Below are 21,571 nucleotides of genomic sequence, written 5' to 3'. Positions count from 1 at the left end.
TTCGCGATAAAGACAATAACTATTATACACGTTAACTAAAACGTGTGAGACGATGCAGATACAGTAATATTATCTATTACTATAGAAACAGATGCCCGTTGGGCGTAAGCCAAGTCAAATTTGATTGTATTGAATTCTTCTATTTTAGCTTTAGTAATTAATCCCTTATAGCCGACCGATGTTCCTTCTTCATTTAAAACTAAAACTTCATATTCATTTTTATATTGGCCCATAGGACTTAAAATTATTCTAATTTGTCGCCATGCATTTGAACTCATCGAAGTATTTGGTATTTGGAAATCTTTATTTATCTCTCGATTTTGCAGCTCTGTACTATTTTTATCATGATTACATAACTCTATTTCAACCCCGCTGACATCACCATCCCCAAGCTTCAACACTAATGTAGACTGCCCTACACAATAGCTTTTTAAATTAACATCAAAACTAATTATTGTTGGGGAATCACTAGAGACAGGCAAAAATTCATAGGTAAAACCATTATGAGCATATCCGTTTACAAAATTTAACTGTTCAGCAAACATATCACTATTTCTGCTAAATGGAGATTTTATATCAGCGTTTACAGCGTAACTACCACTTTGACTATTTGTTTTACGCGGCCATGACAGATATTGTTTATTTTGAAACAGTGAACTCCTAGCACTACTCTTACCCCAATATGTCATATCTTGCACATCAACTATACCGTCATTTTGTATAGAAGTTGGCCCTGTCATTTCTTGCAATATCTGGTCATCTCTGATAATTCTAAATACTGGTGTACCGTTTTCTAGTGGAACTTTAAAGCTAACAACCCCTTGTTCTGCACTTAATCTGTGTATTGAGTTATTGATTTCAATTTCTAAATTGGCAGACTCTTTTAAAAAAGCTAAAAGTTCAATTTCATTTCTGGGAACTTCACCATTAACTGATGACATCCCTTTACTTTGTACATCTCCTGAAATTGAAACCTCAGTATTTTGTTCCCTATAAAACGCATACATAACATCATCATCTATAACTGGTTGTTTACCACTTTTAAACCAATCTACATAGTACGCAGTTAAATCATAAAAAGAATAACCAACCTGTGTAGATGGCGCTATTTGACTAGATTCGGAATAATCATTCCAAGTGATTATTTTGACCCAATCAGCATTACCATTAATAGCACTTTCCCATAACGCCCTATATGCTTCACTGTTCCCTGACTCTGTATATATATAAGATCTAGGCCTGCTATCTTGTGGAGCGACAGGGGCCATCCACAACAAACCTTCTTTGTGAACTGATTCAGCGACACTAAGCATATTATAACCACCACTTGGAGACCTCGGGCCCCACTCAGAAACCCCAACAATGTATTCGGAGTATGTTTCAGGTTCTTGCTCTCTAAATTCAGTTAAATTTGAGTACCAGCCTTGATAAAGAGGGATAACAGCTACAGTAACTCCTTCTTTTTTTAATGCATCAAGTGCTTTTTTCCACCAACTAGGAGACTGTCTATCAAATAAATACGGGGATATAACTAAACGACCATCGTCTAATCTTAGTGAGGCTGATTGCTTTGATAATGCTAAAATTGTGGGGACAAAAGTATCGTAAGGGTCGTCAGACCGGAATGATGAAGACATATCTGTCACAATGAGAATGTTAAAATCTCTTACCGTCTTTGCGGCTTCAAAAATGTTTAATGCTCTAATCCAGGTATCACCTGTATTTCCAAACAAGTTTATAGCAAATCCGTCTAAACCGATGGCAGCGGCTTGTCTAACTTGAAATTTGGCATCTGCCATTAACCAGTCAGAGCTGTTATCAACATCCAAAGTAGTTCTTGCAATTGGTCGTTCTCTTAACAACCCCCCGACTTTAAAGTATTTGCCACTTTCACCATAAGGGTTTAGATAGCTAGTAGTATAATAGTCCTCTCCCGGTAATTTATTATTTATTTTTTGAGGAAAAGACGGTAAGTAATGGGCGAACACTTTTTTCGAACTTCCAATTAGTTCATTTCCAATACTAACTTTTGTTAAAAATAAAAATTGTGTAGTACATATTAAGCACATTAAAAGCAGGCGTTTCATTTTTTCTCTCTGTGTTGAGTGTTTTTTTGAGACAACAAGTTTCGAAAGAAATCTTTCTAATAAATTGATGTCGCTAGGCTAATTGCAATCCTGCTTATATGTTTGACCGGTTAATCAAACTTTAATCCATTTGAACTGTATGTTGACTAGGGCGTTTGTTTTAAAATAAACAAGCTATTTTATTAAAAACCACAGCAACGACCACCTTAAGCACGTACTGTGCCACAAACATTTAACCATATATATCAAAAGGTTAGAATAAAGATTGCAAAAGCAAATGTATTTTTGTTACTTATTAGAAACAGTAACACTGCTCTCCTCCTATATACGTCGACATTTATTAGTTAGTAATCAAAGTAAGATAAAAGATGTTTTGAGTTAAAAAATATTCTTATAAATTGAAACAAGAAACTATTACTTTAGTAACCGAGCATGGCTACTTATTGCATAAGGCAGCGGAGTCTTTAGGTATTACAGTTAGATAACTGTAACGCTTGGTTAAGATACGACAAAGTCGCTTAATGGTAACAAGCTTAGATTTACTAATTTTGGCTTGATCTGACAGTTACCCGTTTTTCAATCGGTAACTGTCAGTTTAGATTTGAGCTAAATTTTTCTTAGCTGTTAACTTAAAAGGCTAAACTCTAACAGAAACTTTATCAGAGTTTACTCACGCTAACATTGTCAACTAATATATTAAAAGTAGGGGTTACTACATTTTCTAACTTGAACTCAATTGCTCGTAATGTCTCTAAGCTATTTTGGAGTGGCAGATCATAATGAGTACTAGTTGAACCATCAGGCATTGTTAGAACTAAATTATATGAACTGTAATTATTTCCAATATAATTAGTCGTTATATCTATTTTATACCAGGTATTTGCTAGTAACTGAGTGCCAAATAGTACTTCTTCATTATTTCCGATGTTCACAAGTTCGGATGTATCGTAAGTACCGTTGCATAGTTGCAATACAATACCTGGTATATTTTCACTATCTGTCAGATTCATAGTCAAGTTGGATGTTTTTATGCAAGTATCCTCTAGGTTTATATCAAAACTAATTGTAGTTTGAGAGCCATCGTTAATCTCGATAAACTCATAGGTAAAGCCATCATCAGTATATTGATTGTCAAATGTAAACATCGATGCTGCAGCATTCCCATTGCGAACATATGGTGATGTAGACTCAGCATTCTTTATTTGACTACTACTCTCTGGAATAATTTTAGTTGGCCAGCTTAAATGTAGACTGTTTGACTCCAGTGCCGGTCGCAAACTACTACTACCTCTATAGGATAAGTCCTGAATGTCAATATTGTTATTGATTTCAAATTCTCCGAACATATGCTTGACAACAATGTCATTACGGATAATTTTAAACTCTGGAGTTCCTTCACTAAGTGGAACTTTGTAGCTGGCCATGCCAGCATTAAATGATTGTTGATAAACCTCACCAGCTATTGTTATTTCTAATGTGGCTTGTTCCTTTAAAAATGCTAATAACTCAATTTCATTTCTTGGGGTTTCACCATTGACAGATGTAAGTGTTCTGGTTTGAACCTCACCTGATAAAAGAGCTTCGGTACTATGCTCTCTATAAAAAGCATACATGGCATCTTGATTTACATCTGGTATTTCTTCTGTTTTAAACCATTCGATATAGAATGCAGTTAAATCATAGAATGCATACCCTGATTGTGTTGAAGGTTTTATTTCGGTAGTTTCTGAATAGTCATTCCAAGTAATTATCTGTACCCAATCTGAGTTTCCATTTATAGCACTTTCCCACATGGTCCTATATGTTTCACTATTACCTGCTTCTGTATAAATTAATGATTTTGGGCGGTGATCTTGTGGGGAAACAGGAGCCATCCAAATTTTACTCTCTTCGTGAGCTTTGTCTGCAACTGCTTCTAGGCCATAAGCTGACGTTGGCGACCTACTTCCCCAGTCAGACACGCCGTATACATACTCTTCATATGCTTCTGGTTCTTCTTCTTTAAAAGTAGCCAGATCACTAGACCAGCCTTGGTATAAGGGAACAAGAGCAACTTGAATACCTAGACCTTTCAATTCATCCAAGACCTCTTTCCACCACGTTGGTGATTGCTTCTCCGCTAAATATGGTGATATAACTAAACGTCCGTCATCCAACCTATATGAAGCGCTTCTTTCTGCAAGTAGCTGTATCATTGGAACAAATTCTTCAGGGTAATTTGAAAACCTTGCGCTCATATCTGGCATAATTAGCAGCTTAAAGTCACCTAACTCCTCAGCAGCATTATAAATTCTCTCAATTCGATCCCAATGAAAACCCGATGTAGCAAGAATATTCATTGAAAACCCATCAATACCTATCGCCGCTGCTTGTCTTACTTCATGAGTGGCGTCTGCTACTTTCCAATCTAGGTCGTCTGTAAACGGAGCCCGAGCAATAGGTCTTTCTCTTAATAACCCACCTTTTTCTAAAAACTTACTACTCTCACCATATGGGTTTAAGTAATGAAGATCATAGTAATCTTCGCCTGGAAGGCGGTTATTTATCATTGGTACATATGGCGTGAAGTAATGTGCAAATACTAACTTTTCATTACCTGCATTTGTAGTGCTTTGTATAGGAGTAAAACCTTTAAAATCGGCACTTTTTGTTGTAAAAGTTATCTCTTGAGTAGTGGCAATAGAATCAACAATAAAAGTCACATTATAAGTTGTATCAAATTGTAAAAAAGTATCAGTATTAACGAATAGACTTGTACCTGAAGTAGAAACCTTGTTAGAAATCACTTCTCCTAAGTTACTTTCAATTTTCACTGTAAATGTATAGCTTGATACATCTCTATCAAAGGTAAACATTAACTCCCGCCCATTGCTGTTGTCTAAACTATCATGTTGAGGAGTAGAAGATATTATTAACGGAAAGCCTTCTGTCTGCTCAGCGTCTTCAACTACATCATTCTCAGCGTCTTCAACTACATCATTCTCAGCGTCTTCAACTACATCACTCTCAGCGTCTTCAACTACATCATTCTCAGCGTCTTCAACTACATCATTCTCAGCGTCTTCAACTACATCATTCTCAGCGTCTTCAACTACATCATTCTCAGCGTTTTCAACTACACCACTCTCAGCGTCTTCAACTACATCATTCTCAGCGTCTTCAACTACACCACTCTCAGCGTCTTCAACTACATCATTCTCAGCGTCTTCAACTACATCATTCTCAGCGTCTTCAACTACATCATTCTCAGCGTCTTCAACTACATCACTCTCAGCGTCTTCAACTACATCACTCTCAGCGTCTTCAACTACATCACTCTCAGCATCTTCAACTACACCACTCTCAGCATCTTCAACTACATCACTGTCAGCGTCTTCAACTTCAGCATTCTCAGCATCTTCAACTACACCACTCTCAGCATCTTCAACTACATCACTCTCAGCGTCTTCAACTTCAGCATTCTCAGCGTCTTCAACTACAGCATTCTCAGCGTCTTCAACTACATCACTCTCAGCGTCTTCAACTACACCACTCTCAGCGTCTTCGACTACAGCATTCTCAGCGTCTTCGACTACAGCATTCTCAGCGTCTTCGACTACAGCATTCTCAGCGTCTTCGACCACATCATTGTCAGAAGAACCTTCTGTGCTATTATTAACAGAACCAATTACATCAGTAGAATCACGTTCTTCAATCGTTGCTTCTGTTTTTGGCACTTCAGGTGTTGCAACTATAACTGGGACCTGAGTTGTCGGTGATTCTAACTCTTGGCTTAAAGTATCATCGCTGACAGTAAGCTCTTCTGATTGTATATTTTCAACCTCTTCGATTTTTGATTCTGATTCAACAATAACTACTGGCTCAGCAACCCCACTGTCTTCGGCTAAAGAGTCTGCCCCCCCACCACAAGCACTAAACACAATTGTTGTTAAAATAAGACTCACAAGCTTAACTAAAGGCTTACAGAGTTTCGTATTGTGTACCTGATAAAAATCTAATAATTTCATTGCCGTCAACCTTTTATCTTCGAAAGTCCTTCGAAGTGAGAAACTTAATTAAGGTCATTAAATACGGGAATACGAGCTGGTTAAATATATAAGTAAATACCCTAGTATGTTGAAGCTGTGTATAGACAATTACTGTTACTAGTAAAGATAAAAGAATCGGTCGCAAGCGAGCAAGCTTAAAACAACCCCAACTGTTTGGCATGTTGTTCTTTGCGATCAAGCTCCACTAGTTGGTTCTGCACATACTTTCTTACTGTCTTTTCATGAATCGGCCAGACATTTCTAGACACTTATTTACTTTATATAATTATGTGTACTAAGTAGAAAAGAGGTCTCAGCGATTTACAGAAGAGTTTAAAATGTAAGCCGTAAGACAAGTTACCGAGCACGGCTATGCAGCGGCAAGTGTCATTGAGAGGCTGCTACTTAAAATGGGGGGATTACAAGATCAGGTAGGTCAATTCACAATTTATGAATGGAGTGACTTTTTAAATTAACATAATCTTAAGGCCAGTATGGGCCACCAAAGAAACGGCCACGATAATGCTGTAGCAGAGCGCTTCTTCCAGTTACTGAAACAAGAGCGAATAACATACCTCCATTGGCTTACGAAAAGCTAGAGGAATTTAAACGAAATTCTGTCTAGTAAAGTCTGGTCAATTCATGCCTTTCTCTTTACTAATTTAGATAGGTTTTAGTGAAAATATCCTACCTGGCAAAACTATTCAGTTCACATTGATTAAGCGATGTTTACATTAACCAAATTATATAGGTTTATAAAACAGCCTTTTAAATATATTAATTGCACTAAAAAGCAAAATAGCTACAAACAGAAAGCCCACAACAGCCATCAAACTGCCTCTTAAAAAATAGACTTGATAAGCACAAAAGAAACAATAAAAAATAGCAGGTAATGGAGTTTTTCGGTAAATATGCATAGTCTGCACCTTCCTGTAGAGTGCACCTAAAAGAAACATTCCCATACACACTCCAAAAAACCAACCATCCAAATAAAATTCAGTAAATAGCGGAGCTGATAGATTTTTAAAGTCGTATTCCATTAATTCAGCGATTACAACACCTGAAGCTAGAGATTTGTTACTCCAGACAGCTCTAGGTACGAAAAAAAATAATGACGATAATGTTTGATTACCCATAGAAAAATCACTGATATCTCTAACAACAATTGAATTAACCTGTTGCTGAAACGCATCAAAATCAGGACTGTCTGCCAATTCTCCCTCAGGATTTATATTGCTAACAGCTTCAATAAAGCTACTGTCTAAGCTTTTTCTATACACATCCATAATTGGAAATACCGCAACTAAAATAGCAACGTTCAACATAAACCAAGAGGCTGCTTTTAATTTGTTACAAGCTAATAAATAAAGAAGCACGGAACTAAGAAAAATAGCTCCCACCCAAAACCTAGGTGTTGATATAGGGTTATTTATAATAGCTATAATTAAAAATATAAATACCAACAACCATAAACTGAACTTAATATTTTTGGGATGGTCCTTGTACTTTATTTGAGAAATAAGATCATAAAGAAATAGTAAAAATATAATAACAGCAGGAACTCTAAAAATAGCACTTATGATTGGCCCTATACTAGTATTTGTAAATGTAGCACCTTCCACCACGGCATTTCTAGGTAGGAATAATTGTGCCCCCCCAAAAACAGCAAGGCCTACAATTGTACATACCACTGCCACCCCAACTAGAATGATTTTTCCTCTATTTGATAACAATGGCTCAATAACGTTTCCACTCTCTTTATTCTGAAATTTTCGAAAAAGCACGTATCCTACTTCAAAAAACAACAATGATAAAAACGTCATCCACCATGCTTCAACTATGTAAATGGTACTGTAAGGGCCTGCCCAGGGAGTCCCCCAAGGAAATGAACCATTACTGATTTGTATTAAAGGCGCGAGGAGTAAAAAAACGTAAAAGAAAACAAGTAAGGAAGCATATAAGAAGTCCTTTGCTCTAAGCCAAAACAATAAACCTAATAAGTATGTAAATAAAAAAAGGGATAACCAAGCAGGTAAAATGAAATCTTCTAACTTAACTAAAATATTTAATGGTATTAGCACAACTATTAAAAAAGATATCAAATACAAAATATTGAACTTTTCTATTGTAACTTGAATTTTCAATTTCTATTCCATTTTGACGAACATAAAAAATAAGTTTCAAACATGATCATCCGTTTAAATTAGATACATAGTTTTTAGTATAACTATGGACACTCTCATCTTGTAAAAGTGAATCTATATCACACCACCGATAACCTCCATGTTGAACTCCTTGAGGTAACTTAGTCAGTATTTTATTTACACGAAATTTGTAACCAATAGCTACATAATGAGTGGAAAAGTTGCTTCCAAAAACATTATCACTATAGAAGTGGTCATAAGCGCCAAGTAAATCCGCATTCTGGATATCAAACGCTTCACCAAGCTCAACAAAGGTAAGTCTCTTAAATGCTGAACTTAAGCTTTCATTCTTGAGTACCCTACCTCCTGGCACAAACCAACTACCTTTGGCTGGTTTATTTAACCTTTGCCCCAATAAAACTTGCTCTGCCTCATTCTCAACGACTAAATCCAATGATACCAAAGGGGCATTTTCAATTACAGTTGAAAAGGTTTTCTGACTCAAAAACATTAAAACTCCCCTTTCAATAAAAATACTATTTTCTAAAGGTGTCTTGGTTTTCGAGAAACCACTTATAAGCTTCTTTTAAACCGTCTTCTAAAGTATAAGTATAGGTCCACCCCAATGAAGTTAAACGATCAACATTCATGAGCTTCCTTGGAGCGCCATCTGGTTTAGTATCATCAAACTCAATATCTCCTCTATAACCTGTGACTTTAGCAATAGTTTCTACTAAGTTTCTAATTGTGCAATCAAGTCCAGTACCAACATTAATATGACTAAGCATAGGTTCCGTGTTGGCACCATAGGTTTCCCTATCTAAATTCATAACATGGATAGAAGCAGCAGCCATGTCATCTACATACAGGAACTCTCGCATTGGTTTGCCGCTTCCCCAAGCAACAACTTTAGAATCATTTTTTAGCTTAGCTTCATGGAATCTTCTCAATAACGCTGGTATTACATGAGAATTTTCGGGATGAAAATTATCATGAGGACCATATAGATTAGTTGGCATGACGCTCCTATAATCTACACCAAATTGTCGATTATATGACTCGCAAAGTTTTATACCAGCAATTTTGGCAATAGCATAAGGTTCATTAGTGGGCTCAAGTGTACCCGTTAAAAGTGCAGTCTCTTTCATTGGCTGTTCAGCAAGTTTTGGATAAATGCAACTTGAGCCAAGAAAAAGCAACTCTTTAACACCTGCCTTAAAGGCAGCATGAATAACATTACATTGAATCATTAAATTTTCATAAATGAAATCAGCAGGGTAGGTATTGTTAGCTACAATACCTCCTACCTTTGCCGCCGCCAAATATACTTGCTCGATCTTATTATCTTTAAAAAACTCTAGTACAGCCTGTTGATTTAATAAATCAAGCTCTCTCCGGCTACGTGTGACAACTTTGCAACCACCTTGCTTTTGCAATTGTCGAACGATAGCTGTGCCTACCATGCCATTATGGCCCGCTACAAAAACCTGCTTCATATAATTCTATTCCTTAGCTACAGAAACTTTATGTCCATGAGATTTAAGCAACGCAGTTTGCTTGGCTTTATCTAAGTCATTTAGAACCATTTCTTCACACATCTCTTCAACTGAAATTTCTGGAATCCAACCTAATTTAGCTTTTGCTTTAGAAGGGTCGCCTAATAAAGTCTCCACTTCTGCTGGACGGAAGTATCTAGGATCAACCTTAACGATAACATCACCAACGGTAACTCCTGGTGCATTATCCCCCGAAATAGAAACAACCTTCGCAATTTCATCTACACCTTCACCAGAAAACTCAAGTGTTATGCCAACATTTTCTGCAGACATTTTTACAAATTCTCTTACAGATATCTGTTTTCCTGTCGCAATAACAAAATCTTCAGGACTATCTTGCTGTAGCATCATCCATTGCATTCGAACATAATCTTTCGCATGTCCCCAATCACGAAGCGCATCCATATTGCCTAAATACAAGCAGCTCTCAAGACCTTGGGCGATATTTGCAATTGCCCTAGTAATCTTTCGAGTAACAAAAGTTTCACCTCGACGCGGAGACTCATGATTAAATAAAATCCCATTACAAGCATATATGCCATAAGACTCACGATAATTGACTGCAATCCAATAAGCATACATTTTAGCAACTGCATACGGTGAGCGAGGGTGAAATGGAGTAGTTTCAGACTGAGGAATCTCTTGAACTTCACCATATAATTCTGAAGTAGATGCTTGATAAAATTTTGTTTTCTTTTCGAGCCCTAAAAAGCGAATCGCCTCTAAGATTCTTAACGTTCCGATAGCATCAACATCAGCCGTATATTCTGGAGCTTCAAAAGAGACAGCAACGTGAGACTGTGCACCTAAATTATAAACTTCATCTGGCTCAACTTCTTTCATAATTCTGATTAAGTTAGATGAATCAGTCAGATCTCCATAATGTAACTTAAAACTTGCGTTTTCAATGTGGGGATCTTCATATATATGGTCTACCCGATCAGTGTTAAACAAAGAAGCTCTACGTTTAATTCCGTGTACTTCATAGCCTTTCTCAAGTAAAAATTCAGCTAAATACGAGCCATCTTGTCCTGTCACTCCAGTGATTAACGCTTTTTTCATTTGTTTTTCCTAATAAACGATTTAATTTGAAAGCCTACAAATTTATGCAAGTACCTTTCCAAGGTCTGCGATAAAGTTATCTATGATCTTATTTTTATCTAAATATTCTTCTGCAAATTGTCTAGCGACCTTATTATGCTCCCCGCCGTTGTTAGTTAATAGTTGCTCTAAGGTTTTTATGAGTAAATTTACTGACTCCGGTTCGATACAATTAAATATACCAGGAAAACGCTTAGGTAAGCAGCCAAGTTCAGTTTCCGATTCAGCAGTTACAATCGCATGCCCACCAGCTGACAAAATATTAGTCAATTTAGAAGGCAAAACAGCATCAGCAACACCTTTTTTCTGGATAACCAAGTGGATATCTGCCATAGCGAGCATTTCTGGAACTCTCACCCAAGGCAATAAAGGTTTAAAATATAAGTTAGACAATTTCATTTGAGTAGCCAATTCTTTTAAAACATCAACATGCCCTCCAGAACCAACGATCACAAAATAGATGCCTGATTTAGTTGTAAATTGAGCGGCAGCCTCTAAAACAATTTCTAAGCCTTGCTTTTTACCTATATTACCAGCGTATAAAATAATTTTATCTGACTCTTTGAATCCCCACTCACTCTTTAAAGTTCTACCGTCCGTTTCTGGTGTAACAAAATTAACATCAGACCAGTTAGGAAAATAAATTATACTGTCTTGATTTCCGCCTTTTGCCTTAGCTTTATCAATCATACTGTAGGAAATAGTTGAAATTGCATCAAATCTTTTAGTCAACCAACATTCTAATTTTTTTACTAAAGTTGTAACCCTTCCTTCTCCAACCATCCCTAAACCAAACATTGCATCTATCTCATAATCTTGAACATGCATGACTGTCTTTGCACCAACTAACTTTGAAAACAGCAAAACAAAAGGTGCACAAAATAACGTTGGTTGTACAAGCACTATTACATCAGGTCTAGTAAATACCTTACTCAATAATGCCAGCGTTGAAGTTAGGGCAAAGGAAGCTAAATGGAAAATACGTTTAATCGTCGAAAGGTTACTAGGGATGTATATTGGGCAACGCGTAACCAACACTCCGTCAATACATTCAGTTTTATAACTCCAAGCTGAATGACCACTATGTACTTTCCACTCAGGATAATAAGGAGGAGCGACAATTGCTGACACCTCTATGTTCTTTGACACCAACTCGGGACACATTTCACCATTATACTTACCGATCCCGGTTAATTCTGGGGAGTAATTTAAGCTCACTAACATTAATTTCATTTTTTAAATTCGCTGTTTTATTGGCTTAGCTGGATTTCCTTTGCAAATCATTCCCGCTTGCATATCTTTATATACCGAACTTCTGGCTGCTATAACTGCCCCCTTACCAATAGTTACCCCTGGCCCAATAAACACATCACTTGCTACCCAAGCCTGTGCCTCCACAACAATTGGTAGCGCGAATATATCAAAAAGCTCTGATTTGTAATCATGGCTGCCAGTACACAAATATGATTTTTGTGATACTACAGCATTCTCCCCTATAGTAATCTCTCCTAAAGTGTAGAGCTCAACATAATCACCAATCCAAGAGTTATCTTCAATAACTAATTTCCAAGGATAAGTCACTTTAACTGAAGGACGAATGATTACATTACACCCAATTTTTGCGCCAAAACATCTCAATAAAAAGCGCCGCCATCCGTAGGCAAACTGCGGTGAACAGGCAAATAATGTTCCTTGAACAATCCACCATAATTGCACAACAAACGCCCCTCTCCCCCGAAAACCAGTTGGAAGTGAAAACTGTTTAAGATTCTGGTAATTTTTCATGTCTTTTCATATCATCTATTAAAGTCGTTAAACGGGCTTTAAATCTTTGAGATTCTTGATGCAATGCGGTTTTTCTCATTTCACTACTTTTAATATCAAAACCACCTAAATTGATTTCCTCACAAATTTTATCGGCTATTCTAACCTCCATCTGCTCACTTTCAGGCACAGAAAAACCGTATAAATTTTTTATAACACTCTCCATACAGCCTCTCCGCGAGCCAATTAGGTAAGTACCATAAACTGCCGCTTCATAAAGAACTAGCGGCTCGGCTTCATTTACATATTTTGAAGGAAAAATAAAACAATCCAGCTCCCTATAAAAGCTTTCTTTATCATCACCATATAGAGGCCCTAAGTACTCTAGTTCTGGTATCAACTTTAATGCCTCAGACACGAATTTTTGAGTTTCCTCATCTACGAAAGGACCTGCAATTTTAGCATTAAAGGGGACGTTTAAATCGTGTAATTTTTGGCAAACGCCGATAAAAACATCAACACCTTTTTCCTTACACAAATTAGCTAGATGCCCTAAGGTTAGGTTTGACTTCGGCTTATTAATATCAATATCATGGGTTTCAAAAAATGCCAAGTTTGACAATACAACAATTCGCTTTGCATCGATATTGTACAAATCTACAAGCAACTCTTTCATCTTTTCACCTAGCACTATATGAATAGAGTGTTTGCCAGACAATTTATTTAAAGCATTAAATAAACGGCTATATTTATTAAGATAGGCAAATGAGTGGTGATGTATGTATATCTTCTTGGTAAAAATCCGAGCAATGCAAAAATAGATCAAATCAAATACCTGTCCACTTCCCCCATTAATTGGACGGTAGAGAGATTTTGATTCATCACTCAAAAAACTAACAACTAATTTTATTAGGCAGTAAATCGTGTGAATCAATTTAACTATCGTCCAGAAACTACCTGGGTAATATTTAACAGCATACGAAGGCACAGTATTAATTGTTGTATGTTTCAGGCCATTGTCACTAGAAAAGTCATTAATTGCCTTATTTACATTTGACATTCCATGAACAGGTGAAGGCAAATCCATCAAAAAAATCATTAAGTCAACCTCATGATTTTGCAAAATTTTTCAGACATTGATGGCCTAGATAAGTTATTAAAAGTAGCCAATGCCTCAAGGGCTAGCTTATATCGATACTTATCATCATTCACAAGTAACAATATTTTTCTAGTCAGCGATTCAACACTCTTACGTTCAAATAGCAATCCATTTATACCATCCTGCACATAGCTTGGCTCTGGCCCCATATGATGACCGATATCACTATGAACAATTACAGGTAACCCTAGAGCCATATAATGGACTACACTTAGGCCTGCGTCACCTCCATAAGCACCAGCAATACAACTTTTAGCAATATCTCTCTGCTTCATTTCATCAAACACAGGCCCGTAGAACGTTGCTACATCTGAATACTTACGCTTAAGCTCTTCCATATAATCCACGTCACCAAGACCGATAACTTTTACGTGCACCCCTGCAGATATAGCTGCATCTAATAAGATACCAATATCGCAACCTTGTCTCAATCTACCGATATAGAAAATCGACGGTTCAGTAGCATTTGCTAGCACTTCACTAACAGGGTCAATTACAAGAGTGTTTTCACAAACACTAACTTTATAGTGTTGTGAGCGTGGTATTTTTTTTAATAACTCAATTTTTGAGTAGTTCGTATAGCAGATATACCCATCAGACAGGTAAACACCCAAACTATATATTAATCTAACTAAAACCCCACTTCTCTTATAGCCACCTTGACCATGAAGAAAGATTTCTTTATTTGAAAATATATTAAGAAACAATATTAGCCATAAAGACAAAAATTTGAAATCTGCCACATGAAAAACAATGTCATTACTCTTGAAATACTTGAGAATATTTTTATCAAAAACGAACGTTGATAAGTACGTTTTCCACTTAGCTTTAACAAAATTAAACTTAACACCTTGATATTCATTGTCACCATAATCCGCACTTGCTCCTTCAGCAAAAATCGTGACATTACTATCTGTTAAGTTTGATATTCCACCGAACACAGGCACCCTGTATGATGGAAGTATCCTTTGAACTATTAAAACTTCCTTAACCATCTTACTTCACTCGAATTATATAATTAATGTTAGCGTGTTATTTTAAAGCTGATAGTGTCAAACATAAGTATCAGATAAACCAATTACGCTTTTACTTTTAGCCCTATCGAAGCCTACTTAAAAAAAAACGTATTTCCGATGAAAACCTCGAAAGTAAATCCAAAAACAAATTCCTCCTACTTATTGTGATAGATGATTCAAGTTTAAGATATTCTTTTCTATAGCGACTTGAGCAACTTAAATGCCAAGACTTATTTGGTGATGAGAAATGGACGATCACTGGATCCTCTAAAGCGATTTTATATTCCACATTCTCTCGAATAGCCTTACTAGGCTGAAGAAACATTGATGTTTGAGCATTAAACTTAGCAGGTATTTTTAGCCACTTATCATCAAATAGAATATTTAAGGCATCTTGATCTGGCATCTCTAAAACATCTGTCTTTTCACTAAGAATTAAGACCAATTTAGATAGAATATTATTGGACCGCCAATAATTACAATTAATCAGCATTAGTCCCGAATTAAAATATTCCGAACCAGTTAGCTCTAATGAATTTTTTCTAGTGAAAAATGGATTTAAACATGCTGCTAATGCAAATTCATCGTTAGCATAGTCAAAAATATGTGTAATTTCCTTTCTAACTAGCATGTCGCAATCCAAGTAAAGAGCCCAGTCTATACCCTGCAAAAGGTCTGGAATTTTATATCTATAATACATTGCCTTTGAAAAATGAGCACACTCTTTATACTTAGAAAACTCCGAGCTATCAATAACGTGAATTTCAAAATTGTTTTCATATATTAAACTTTCTATATGTTTTTTAACTTTTTTATCAAGTAACTCGTCGGTTATTAAATGAAATACTACCCCAGACTTATGAAACCTGGCCGCGGACTCAAAAAGAGCTGGCACAAACTTAATAAACATCTGGTCAGCACATGCACAAACATGTAATTCCTTTTCCATTTACTTTACCTTTTAAATAACAAACTTAAAGCTGTTCTGTAAAGTGACTTATATATATGTCTATTTACAACAAAACTAAAAGTTAAATACGATACAAATAAAATAATAAGTTTACTTGTAAATGAATATTGAACCAAAAAGCTTACTTTTGAGTTAACCAACCAGCACCCGATTATCACTACCACACAAAAAATCAAAATATCTTTCAATAAACTTAAAGAAGCACTATTACCAACTTTTTTGATAGCTAGGAAATGCGCTAAAACCAAAGACGCCAAACCAGCAGTTCCGCGTTGTATTGCGACAGCAATAGCAGCCCCCTGTAAACCCCAAAAAGCCCCCAAATAACAAGCTATACACACTGTTATTCCATCAAACGCGAGAGTGTAAGCTTTGAGTTTCCATTTTCCAAGACTCTCAAGATAAGAAAGAGAAACTGGTACTAATAACTTTAACGGTAGAGTGATTAAAAATAATTGACAAATTGGTATAGCTTCGTCCCACTTTCCCTCCCAAACCCAAGATACAAAAGGAGATATACACAGCATAGCAACAAAGCATATAATAATTGCTAGTAGTAGAATCTTCCGACAACCATTAACGTAATATGTTTCACTTCCGCCTTTCTTTGTTAAAGATGAAAATGCAGGCATTAAGACTGACGTCATAGCTTGAGATAAGACAACCCCAATATTTGCTGCTAGCATAAAACCAAAATAATAAATACCAAGAGAATAAGCGTCTAAAGTCAAACCAACTACAAAGTAATCACTCCTAAGGGAAAACCCTAATAAAAAAGCACCAATCAACGACCACTTTACTTTACTATAATAGCTAGGCTTATCAACATTGAGTTCAGTAGTTTCAATGTTTACATACTGCTTATTTCTTTTTACTAAAACATAAGAAGCGGTTGCAATAGCAGCCCCCAAAGTAGCCAACGCAAAACTAAACGCACCAAACCCTAAGAAAGCCGTCAGAACTACAGAACAATTAAAAACCAACGAAGAAATAAGTTGATAAGTTGCAATCGCTTTATAATTTTTAGCTACTTCTAAGCGTGCACTATATAAGGAGTAAAAACCAACAAGAGGAAAACTACATGCAATAATAAATGACATTATTATCAAGTCTTGTGTTGACTTATACATAGTGTTGGAAATAAATACTAAAACAAATGCACCAATTAAACTAAAAATTAAACTCAATTTAATGGATATATTCCAATATTTACCTTTAGTTGATTGAAATTGTGTATGTAATCGACCTAAACCTGGAGACTGAAAAGCTCCAGCAAAAGCCATACCGCCTAAAATCAATCCATATACTCCAAAATCATTTGGTTCAAGAAGAAAGCCTAAAATCCATTGACTAGATAAAGACATCATTTTAGAAAAAACCACAACAAATGCTGCTAGAGCCAAACCAATGGCGGTCTTCTTCTTAAAGTTGGCGTCTAGCATTTTACTTGCCTAAAGCCATTTTCAAAGCAGTCTTAGATTTTGTTATAGCGTCAACGGCCGCTTTTTCAAAATCTTCATCGAAACTAACATTTAAAGCACGAATTAACTCATCCTCACTAAACTCAACGTCTAGAGCTCTATTAGTTTGTTTAAACAATGATAATAAAGAAGTTATTTTTTGAGTCTTATCACTCGGAACAACTACGGCAAATTGAGTCCTATGTTTCATAGAAAAAATTGAACCGTGAAATAATGAAGTAATATGATAATTTGCATATTTTATGTACCCGATCCACTCCTCAGGGGTTGGGACAACAACAGTATGCTCTAAACCTTGTGGTGTAGCTCCAATCGTAACAATATCTAAATTTTCCAGCTCAGCTAATTTCTTTGCATGACTAATTACATTAGCTTGTAGTGCAGCACCTCCAGTCAATAAAATATATTTTTTACTAATTTGGGGTTTAATATCTTTAAAATCCCATAAAAAAGTAGGGTCAACTACACGCTCTGCCGTTTTATTACTCTGACTATCAACAAATTGCTTCGTGTATGGGTCTCGCACCATTACAGTACTAAATTTAGAGATGGCATCCACCATACTTTTTTTCAATAAACCATCTGGTTTACAGTACCCCATTGAGGCAGCATAGCTAATTTTTTTTGTTGACTCGGTTACAGGGAAATCCAAAATATATGGTGTTTGATACCCTAAGTAATTATCAAAATTCCATAATTCATCACTACCACAGACCAAATAATCATATTTGGAAGCACATATTTTTGACACTGCCTGTTGTGTGTACACTTTGAAATTGTCAACATTTGCTAATCTGCTAATGGATGAAGTAAACATCTGCCGTTTTGTTAATTCTCTTTTAAAAGATTTAAAATCTAGCCTAGCTAACAGACGTATATAGACCATCGCGATTCTTATTCTACTTCTTAATGGTCTATAATCTAGCAAATGAACATTGATACCTTGTGCTTCAATAAACCTTTGGAGCGAAGCAGCTTGGAGTTGCGCTCCGTAATTATTTATATCATGGTAAGTTATGACTGCAGCTCTAATTTTCAACTTTTTTATCCTCTTAATTCCTTGAACACTTCTTGCACTTTTAGTTAATCAAAAAAAATTAACATTCAACAATTATCACAATCTACTTTCAACCATATCATCATGTAGAAAGTAGCTATCCCAATAAGATATTTTCATCAATGAACTAAGAAAAGTTATTAATGGAATTAGTTTTAAATATATATTCAGACTCTGAACGCGCCCTTATATTAGAAGTCTTAAGCACCAAGCCAAATCATTTTAAGCATTGACAGTTAGGCAACTTGGATTAATTACAGATACTTCAATTATGGGTTAAATTAACTTCTTAAATTACCTAACTTATAGCCACAGCTCCACGTACGAGAGACAAAGAACATTCCATGTCTTTACAATGGCATTAAGAATAGAGTTTACCTGTAGACTATTTAAAACAATTGAATATGTATTTAAGAGTACTTCTATTTCAACTAATTTTTAAAATTTCTATACTCTAGTTGGTCTTTCACCATAATATTCATCAGAATAAAAATGCTCTCCATAATTTCGCATTTTCTTAGAATCAGCTACTGTCAGCACTGCACCAATTAAATTCGCATTCAAATTACTAAGCCTTGAAACAGCCTCTTTTGCTACCTTAACTTTTGTGTATTGCGATTTAACAGCAAAAATCACTCCATCTACTTTATTGGCCAAAATACATGAGTCACTGACAGGTAGAGTTGGAGGCCCATCTAAAATGATATAGTCATAATGTAACTTAAAGTCTTGTAAGACTTCTTCAAACTTGTTAGAAGACAATAAATCAATTGGGTTACGAACCATTCCACCACTTGCTAACACACTTAGATTACCTTCATTCTTTATTAAATGGTTAGCTTCATCAAATATACTTGAGCCAGACAATACATCGGTAAGCCCTAACTTCTTATTGCTAGAAAATGACTTAGCTATGCTCGGTTTCCGTAAGTCCACCTCTAGAAGTAATGTTCTTCCTAAATGACTAAATGCTGTAGCTAAATTAATAGCTAACGTTGACTTACCTTCATTACTATTTGCTGAGGTTACTAGAATAGTTTTTGGTGGATTATCAGTGTTTGAGAACACTAAACCAGTTCTAATCGTGTTAATGTTCTCAGCAAAAGGAGTCAATGAATCAGTAATATATTGCAATTCTGGCGCCCCTACCTTCTTAATAAGAGATGGGGTAATACCGAGTACGGTTAATGGTAACTTTTGCTCTACGTCGTCAGGAGTTTTAAACGTATTATCCATTGCCTCCCTTAAAAAGGCTAACGCGATACCTAACAGTAACCCAAAGGATAGCGAAATCATTAAAATTAGCTTTGGGTTAGGTTGAAAAGGTAACTTCGGGATTGATGCCTTATCAATAATATGGATATTAGACGCACTATAATTTCGAATAACATTAGACTCCAATAAGCTGACTTGGAAGTTATCATAAATCCTGCGGTTGTTCTCAACCTCTCTCTCTAAACTAATTAAAGAATAGTTCTTTTCTTGAGCTGATTGAACATCATCTTTCGTTCCTTTAATTAGCTTCTGAATATTTGATACTTGTACCTGCGCGAGGCGATACTCTTTTTGTATATTTTCAACGACTTTGTTGACTTCAATCGCTAAATTTTCAGTAACACTTTTTAACTCTGATCTCGCAGCAATCATATTAGGGTGTTTTTCACCATAGCGTTCAAATAGTTCGTTAACCCTTTGTAATAAACGACCTTGCTCAATAACCAAAGAGTTAGCAGAGCCGTTTTGTAAAACAGGTCCAGAAGAGTATAGTTCTTCAGGATTACTCTTAGCTTTTTCAAGCGCAAAATACTGTTCCTCAATTTCACTTAGTCTTGTCTGAGCATTGATTAACTCAGAGTTGAGTGATTGCAATTGACTGTTTACCAAATTCTGCTGTTGGGTTGTATCAACAAGTCCTTCTTGTATACGATATTGACTAAGCTTTTGCTCAGACTCTTGAAGAGCCGATTTTAACACCCTAGATTGTTCGACCAACCAATTTTCAGTGTCTTGCACTTCCCCCTGCCTTGAACTCAATCCATATTGTATATAGGATTCTGATATCGCATTTGCAATTAGCGCTGCTTCTTCAGGATCTTTAGATTGATAAGTCAAATTTATAATCTGACTTTGTCTACCACCACTAACCTCTAGGCTTTGCTGTATTCTCTTAGCCAAATAAATAACTAAGTCTTCATCTGAATAATCTTTTGAAGAGTCACTATTAGATGAGAATAAAAAATCAAAAATCGTTTTATCTTCTTCTTTTTGATCAGTAGACCTTTGTTGATTTCTGTACAGTTCTACCATATCCAATTTTTCTACCACAGATTCAGCAATCTTACGGGAAGTAATTAGTTCATACTGAGTTTGATAAAAAAGTGACACTAAGTTTGGAGTTAAATTTGCCGGCTCTAAATTTGTTGTAGGTTTTTGAGGGTCGGCCAAGATTCTCACTGACGCCTTGTACATTGGAGTCATTTTCTTAATACTTAGAACACCGGCCAACACACAAGATAAGGCGATAATAACTATCAACCATTTAGCTCTCATTATGGTTCGCCAATATTCTCCCAAATCAATTACATCTTCATCAACTCTATTTACACTTCCCGACATTTCTAATTTCTCTTGTCCATTCTCAACCAATACTTCTTTCATGTATGAATATCCCTAAAAAAAACTTTCATTCACTGTAATCACATCACCAGGCATGATTTTAGTGGTAAAGGGAACTTGTAAAAGCTCTCGGCTTTCTTCTTCATTTACTATCGAAATAGATGATTCTGAAGCCCTACTAGTAAACCCACCTGCAATAGTAATTGCCTTTTGAATGGTTAAATCCTTTCTATAGGGATAGCTTCCAGGCCTATTGACTTCACCACCTATGTAAAATGGACGGTACTCAGTTATAGTAATTGTTACATTAGGTTTTTTTAAATAACCATCGAGTAGCAATTTTGATAACTTTAGTTCTGCCTGACTTACTGTCAGATTATGAATATCTACCTGTCCTAAAAGGGGCATGGCTATAGTGCCATTCGTACTAATTTTTACATTTTGAATTGTAAGTTCTGGTTCATTAAAAACTCTAATGGAAATTTGATCATCAGTAGACAACCTATAATTTTGTGCATCTTGCGAAATCACTAAAAACGAAATGCAACACATAGCCCCCAACAAACACTTTATGATCAACTTCATAAAATTT

15 protein-coding genes and 1 pseudogene are annotated in these 21,571 nt (G+C 35.8%); 1 reads left to right on the top strand and 15 read right to left on the bottom strand.

From position 1 onward, the window contains the following. Window positions 1-35 precede the first annotated feature (35 nt). Both ACMUMK_RS04965 and ACMUMK_RS04960 read right to left on the bottom strand, forming a co-directional pair. On the bottom strand, window positions 36-2,087 hold the full coding sequence (locus ACMUMK_RS04965) for a glycoside hydrolase family 71 protein (protein WP_414700013.1): 2,052 nt from the start codon (window positions 2,085-2,087) through the stop codon (window positions 36-38). A 659-nt stretch (window positions 2,088-2,746) separates the two neighbouring features. Then, complete coding sequence (locus ACMUMK_RS04960; protein WP_414700012.1) at window positions 2,747-6,094, bottom strand: endo-1,3-alpha-glucanase family glycosylhydrolase; 3,348 nt, start codon at window positions 6,092-6,094, stop codon at window positions 2,747-2,749. A 446-nt stretch (window positions 6,095-6,540) separates the two neighbouring features. Here ACMUMK_RS04960 and ACMUMK_RS04955 point away from each other — a divergent pair. Further along, window positions 6,541-6,684 (top strand): annotated as a pseudogene (locus ACMUMK_RS04955) (IS3 family transposase); the annotation flags it as partial. Between the two features lie 174 nt (window positions 6,685-6,858). Here the strand turns inward: ACMUMK_RS04955 and ACMUMK_RS04950 are convergent. The 13 genes from ACMUMK_RS04950 to ACMUMK_RS04890 all read right to left on the bottom strand — a co-directional run bounded on the left by ACMUMK_RS04950 (window position 6,859) and on the right by ACMUMK_RS04890 (window position 21,564). After that, window positions 6,859-8,259: a hypothetical protein gene (locus ACMUMK_RS04950; protein WP_414700011.1), complete on the bottom strand. Its 1,401-nt coding sequence runs from the start codon at window positions 8,257-8,259 to the stop codon at window positions 6,859-6,861. Window positions 8,260-8,305: 46 nt separating this feature from the next. After that, window positions 8,306-8,770: a GDP-mannose mannosyl hydrolase gene (locus ACMUMK_RS04945; RefSeq protein ID WP_414700010.1), complete on the bottom strand. Its 465-nt coding sequence runs from the start codon at window positions 8,768-8,770 to the stop codon at window positions 8,306-8,308. A gap of 25 nt (window positions 8,771-8,795) precedes the next feature. Continuing rightward, window positions 8,796-9,755 (bottom strand): GDP-L-fucose synthase, encoded by a 960-nt coding sequence (gene fcl / locus ACMUMK_RS04940; RefSeq protein ID WP_414700009.1) that lies wholly within the window; start codon window positions 9,753-9,755, stop codon window positions 8,796-8,798. Window positions 9,756-9,761: 6 nt separating this feature from the next. Further along, window positions 9,762-10,877, bottom strand: coding sequence for a GDP-mannose 4,6-dehydratase (gene gmd / locus ACMUMK_RS04935; protein WP_414700008.1), 1,116 nt, complete (start codon window positions 10,875-10,877; stop codon window positions 9,762-9,764). Window positions 10,878-10,919: 42 nt separating this feature from the next. Continuing rightward, entirely contained in the window at window positions 10,920-12,149 is a 1,230-nt protein-coding gene (locus tag ACMUMK_RS04930) for a WcaI family glycosyltransferase (protein WP_414700007.1), read from the bottom strand. A gap of 3 nt (window positions 12,150-12,152) precedes the next feature. Next, a complete protein-coding gene (locus tag ACMUMK_RS04925; protein ID WP_414700006.1) occupies window positions 12,153-12,701 on the bottom strand; it encodes a putative colanic acid biosynthesis acetyltransferase in 549 nt (182 codons plus the stop codon). Beyond that, the gene (locus ACMUMK_RS04920; RefSeq protein WP_414700005.1) at window positions 12,679-13,779 is read right to left on the bottom strand and encodes a glycosyltransferase family 4 protein; all 1,101 of its coding nucleotides are present in this window, start codon (window positions 13,777-13,779) and stop codon (window positions 12,679-12,681) included. Before ACMUMK_RS04920 ends, ACMUMK_RS04925 begins: the two co-directional genes overlap by 23 nt. Further along, the gene (locus tag ACMUMK_RS04915) at window positions 13,779-14,834 is read right to left on the bottom strand and encodes a glycosyltransferase (protein WP_414700004.1); all 1,056 of its coding nucleotides are present in this window, start codon (window positions 14,832-14,834) and stop codon (window positions 13,779-13,781) included. Before ACMUMK_RS04915 ends, ACMUMK_RS04920 begins: the two co-directional genes overlap by 1 nt. Before the next feature lie 103 nt (window positions 14,835-14,937). Then, the gene (locus tag ACMUMK_RS04910) at window positions 14,938-15,804 is read right to left on the bottom strand and encodes a glycosyltransferase family 8 protein (RefSeq protein ID WP_414700003.1); all 867 of its coding nucleotides are present in this window, start codon (window positions 15,802-15,804) and stop codon (window positions 14,938-14,940) included. 5 nt (window positions 15,805-15,809) lie between these two features. Then, window positions 15,810-17,267 carry an oligosaccharide flippase family protein gene (locus ACMUMK_RS04905; RefSeq protein WP_414700002.1) on the bottom strand — a complete coding sequence of 486 codons (1,458 nt, stop codon included), beginning with the start codon at window positions 17,265-17,267 and terminating at the stop codon, window positions 15,810-15,812. Window position 17,268: 1 nt separating this feature from the next. Then, window positions 17,269-18,345, bottom strand: a complete 1,077-nt coding sequence (locus tag ACMUMK_RS04900) for a polysaccharide pyruvyl transferase family protein (protein ID WP_414700001.1) — start codon at window positions 18,343-18,345, stop codon at window positions 17,269-17,271. 465 nt (window positions 18,346-18,810) lie between these two features. Continuing rightward, a complete protein-coding gene (locus tag ACMUMK_RS04895; RefSeq protein ID WP_414700000.1) occupies window positions 18,811-21,021 on the bottom strand; it encodes a GumC family protein in 2,211 nt (736 codons plus the stop codon). 12 nt (window positions 21,022-21,033) lie between these two features. After that, window positions 21,034-21,564 carry a polysaccharide biosynthesis/export family protein gene (locus ACMUMK_RS04890; RefSeq protein ID WP_414699999.1) on the bottom strand — a complete coding sequence of 177 codons (531 nt, stop codon included), beginning with the start codon at window positions 21,562-21,564 and terminating at the stop codon, window positions 21,034-21,036. Between the last annotated feature and the right edge of the window lie 7 nt (window positions 21,565-21,571).

The sequence above is a fragment of the Paraglaciecola sp. 2405UD69-4 genome (genome assembly GCF_047525415.1).
In the GTDB taxonomy this organism is placed as follows: Bacteria; Pseudomonadota; Gammaproteobacteria; order Enterobacterales; family Alteromonadaceae; genus Paraglaciecola.
This window is presented reverse-complemented; position numbering and strand designations above follow the sequence as displayed.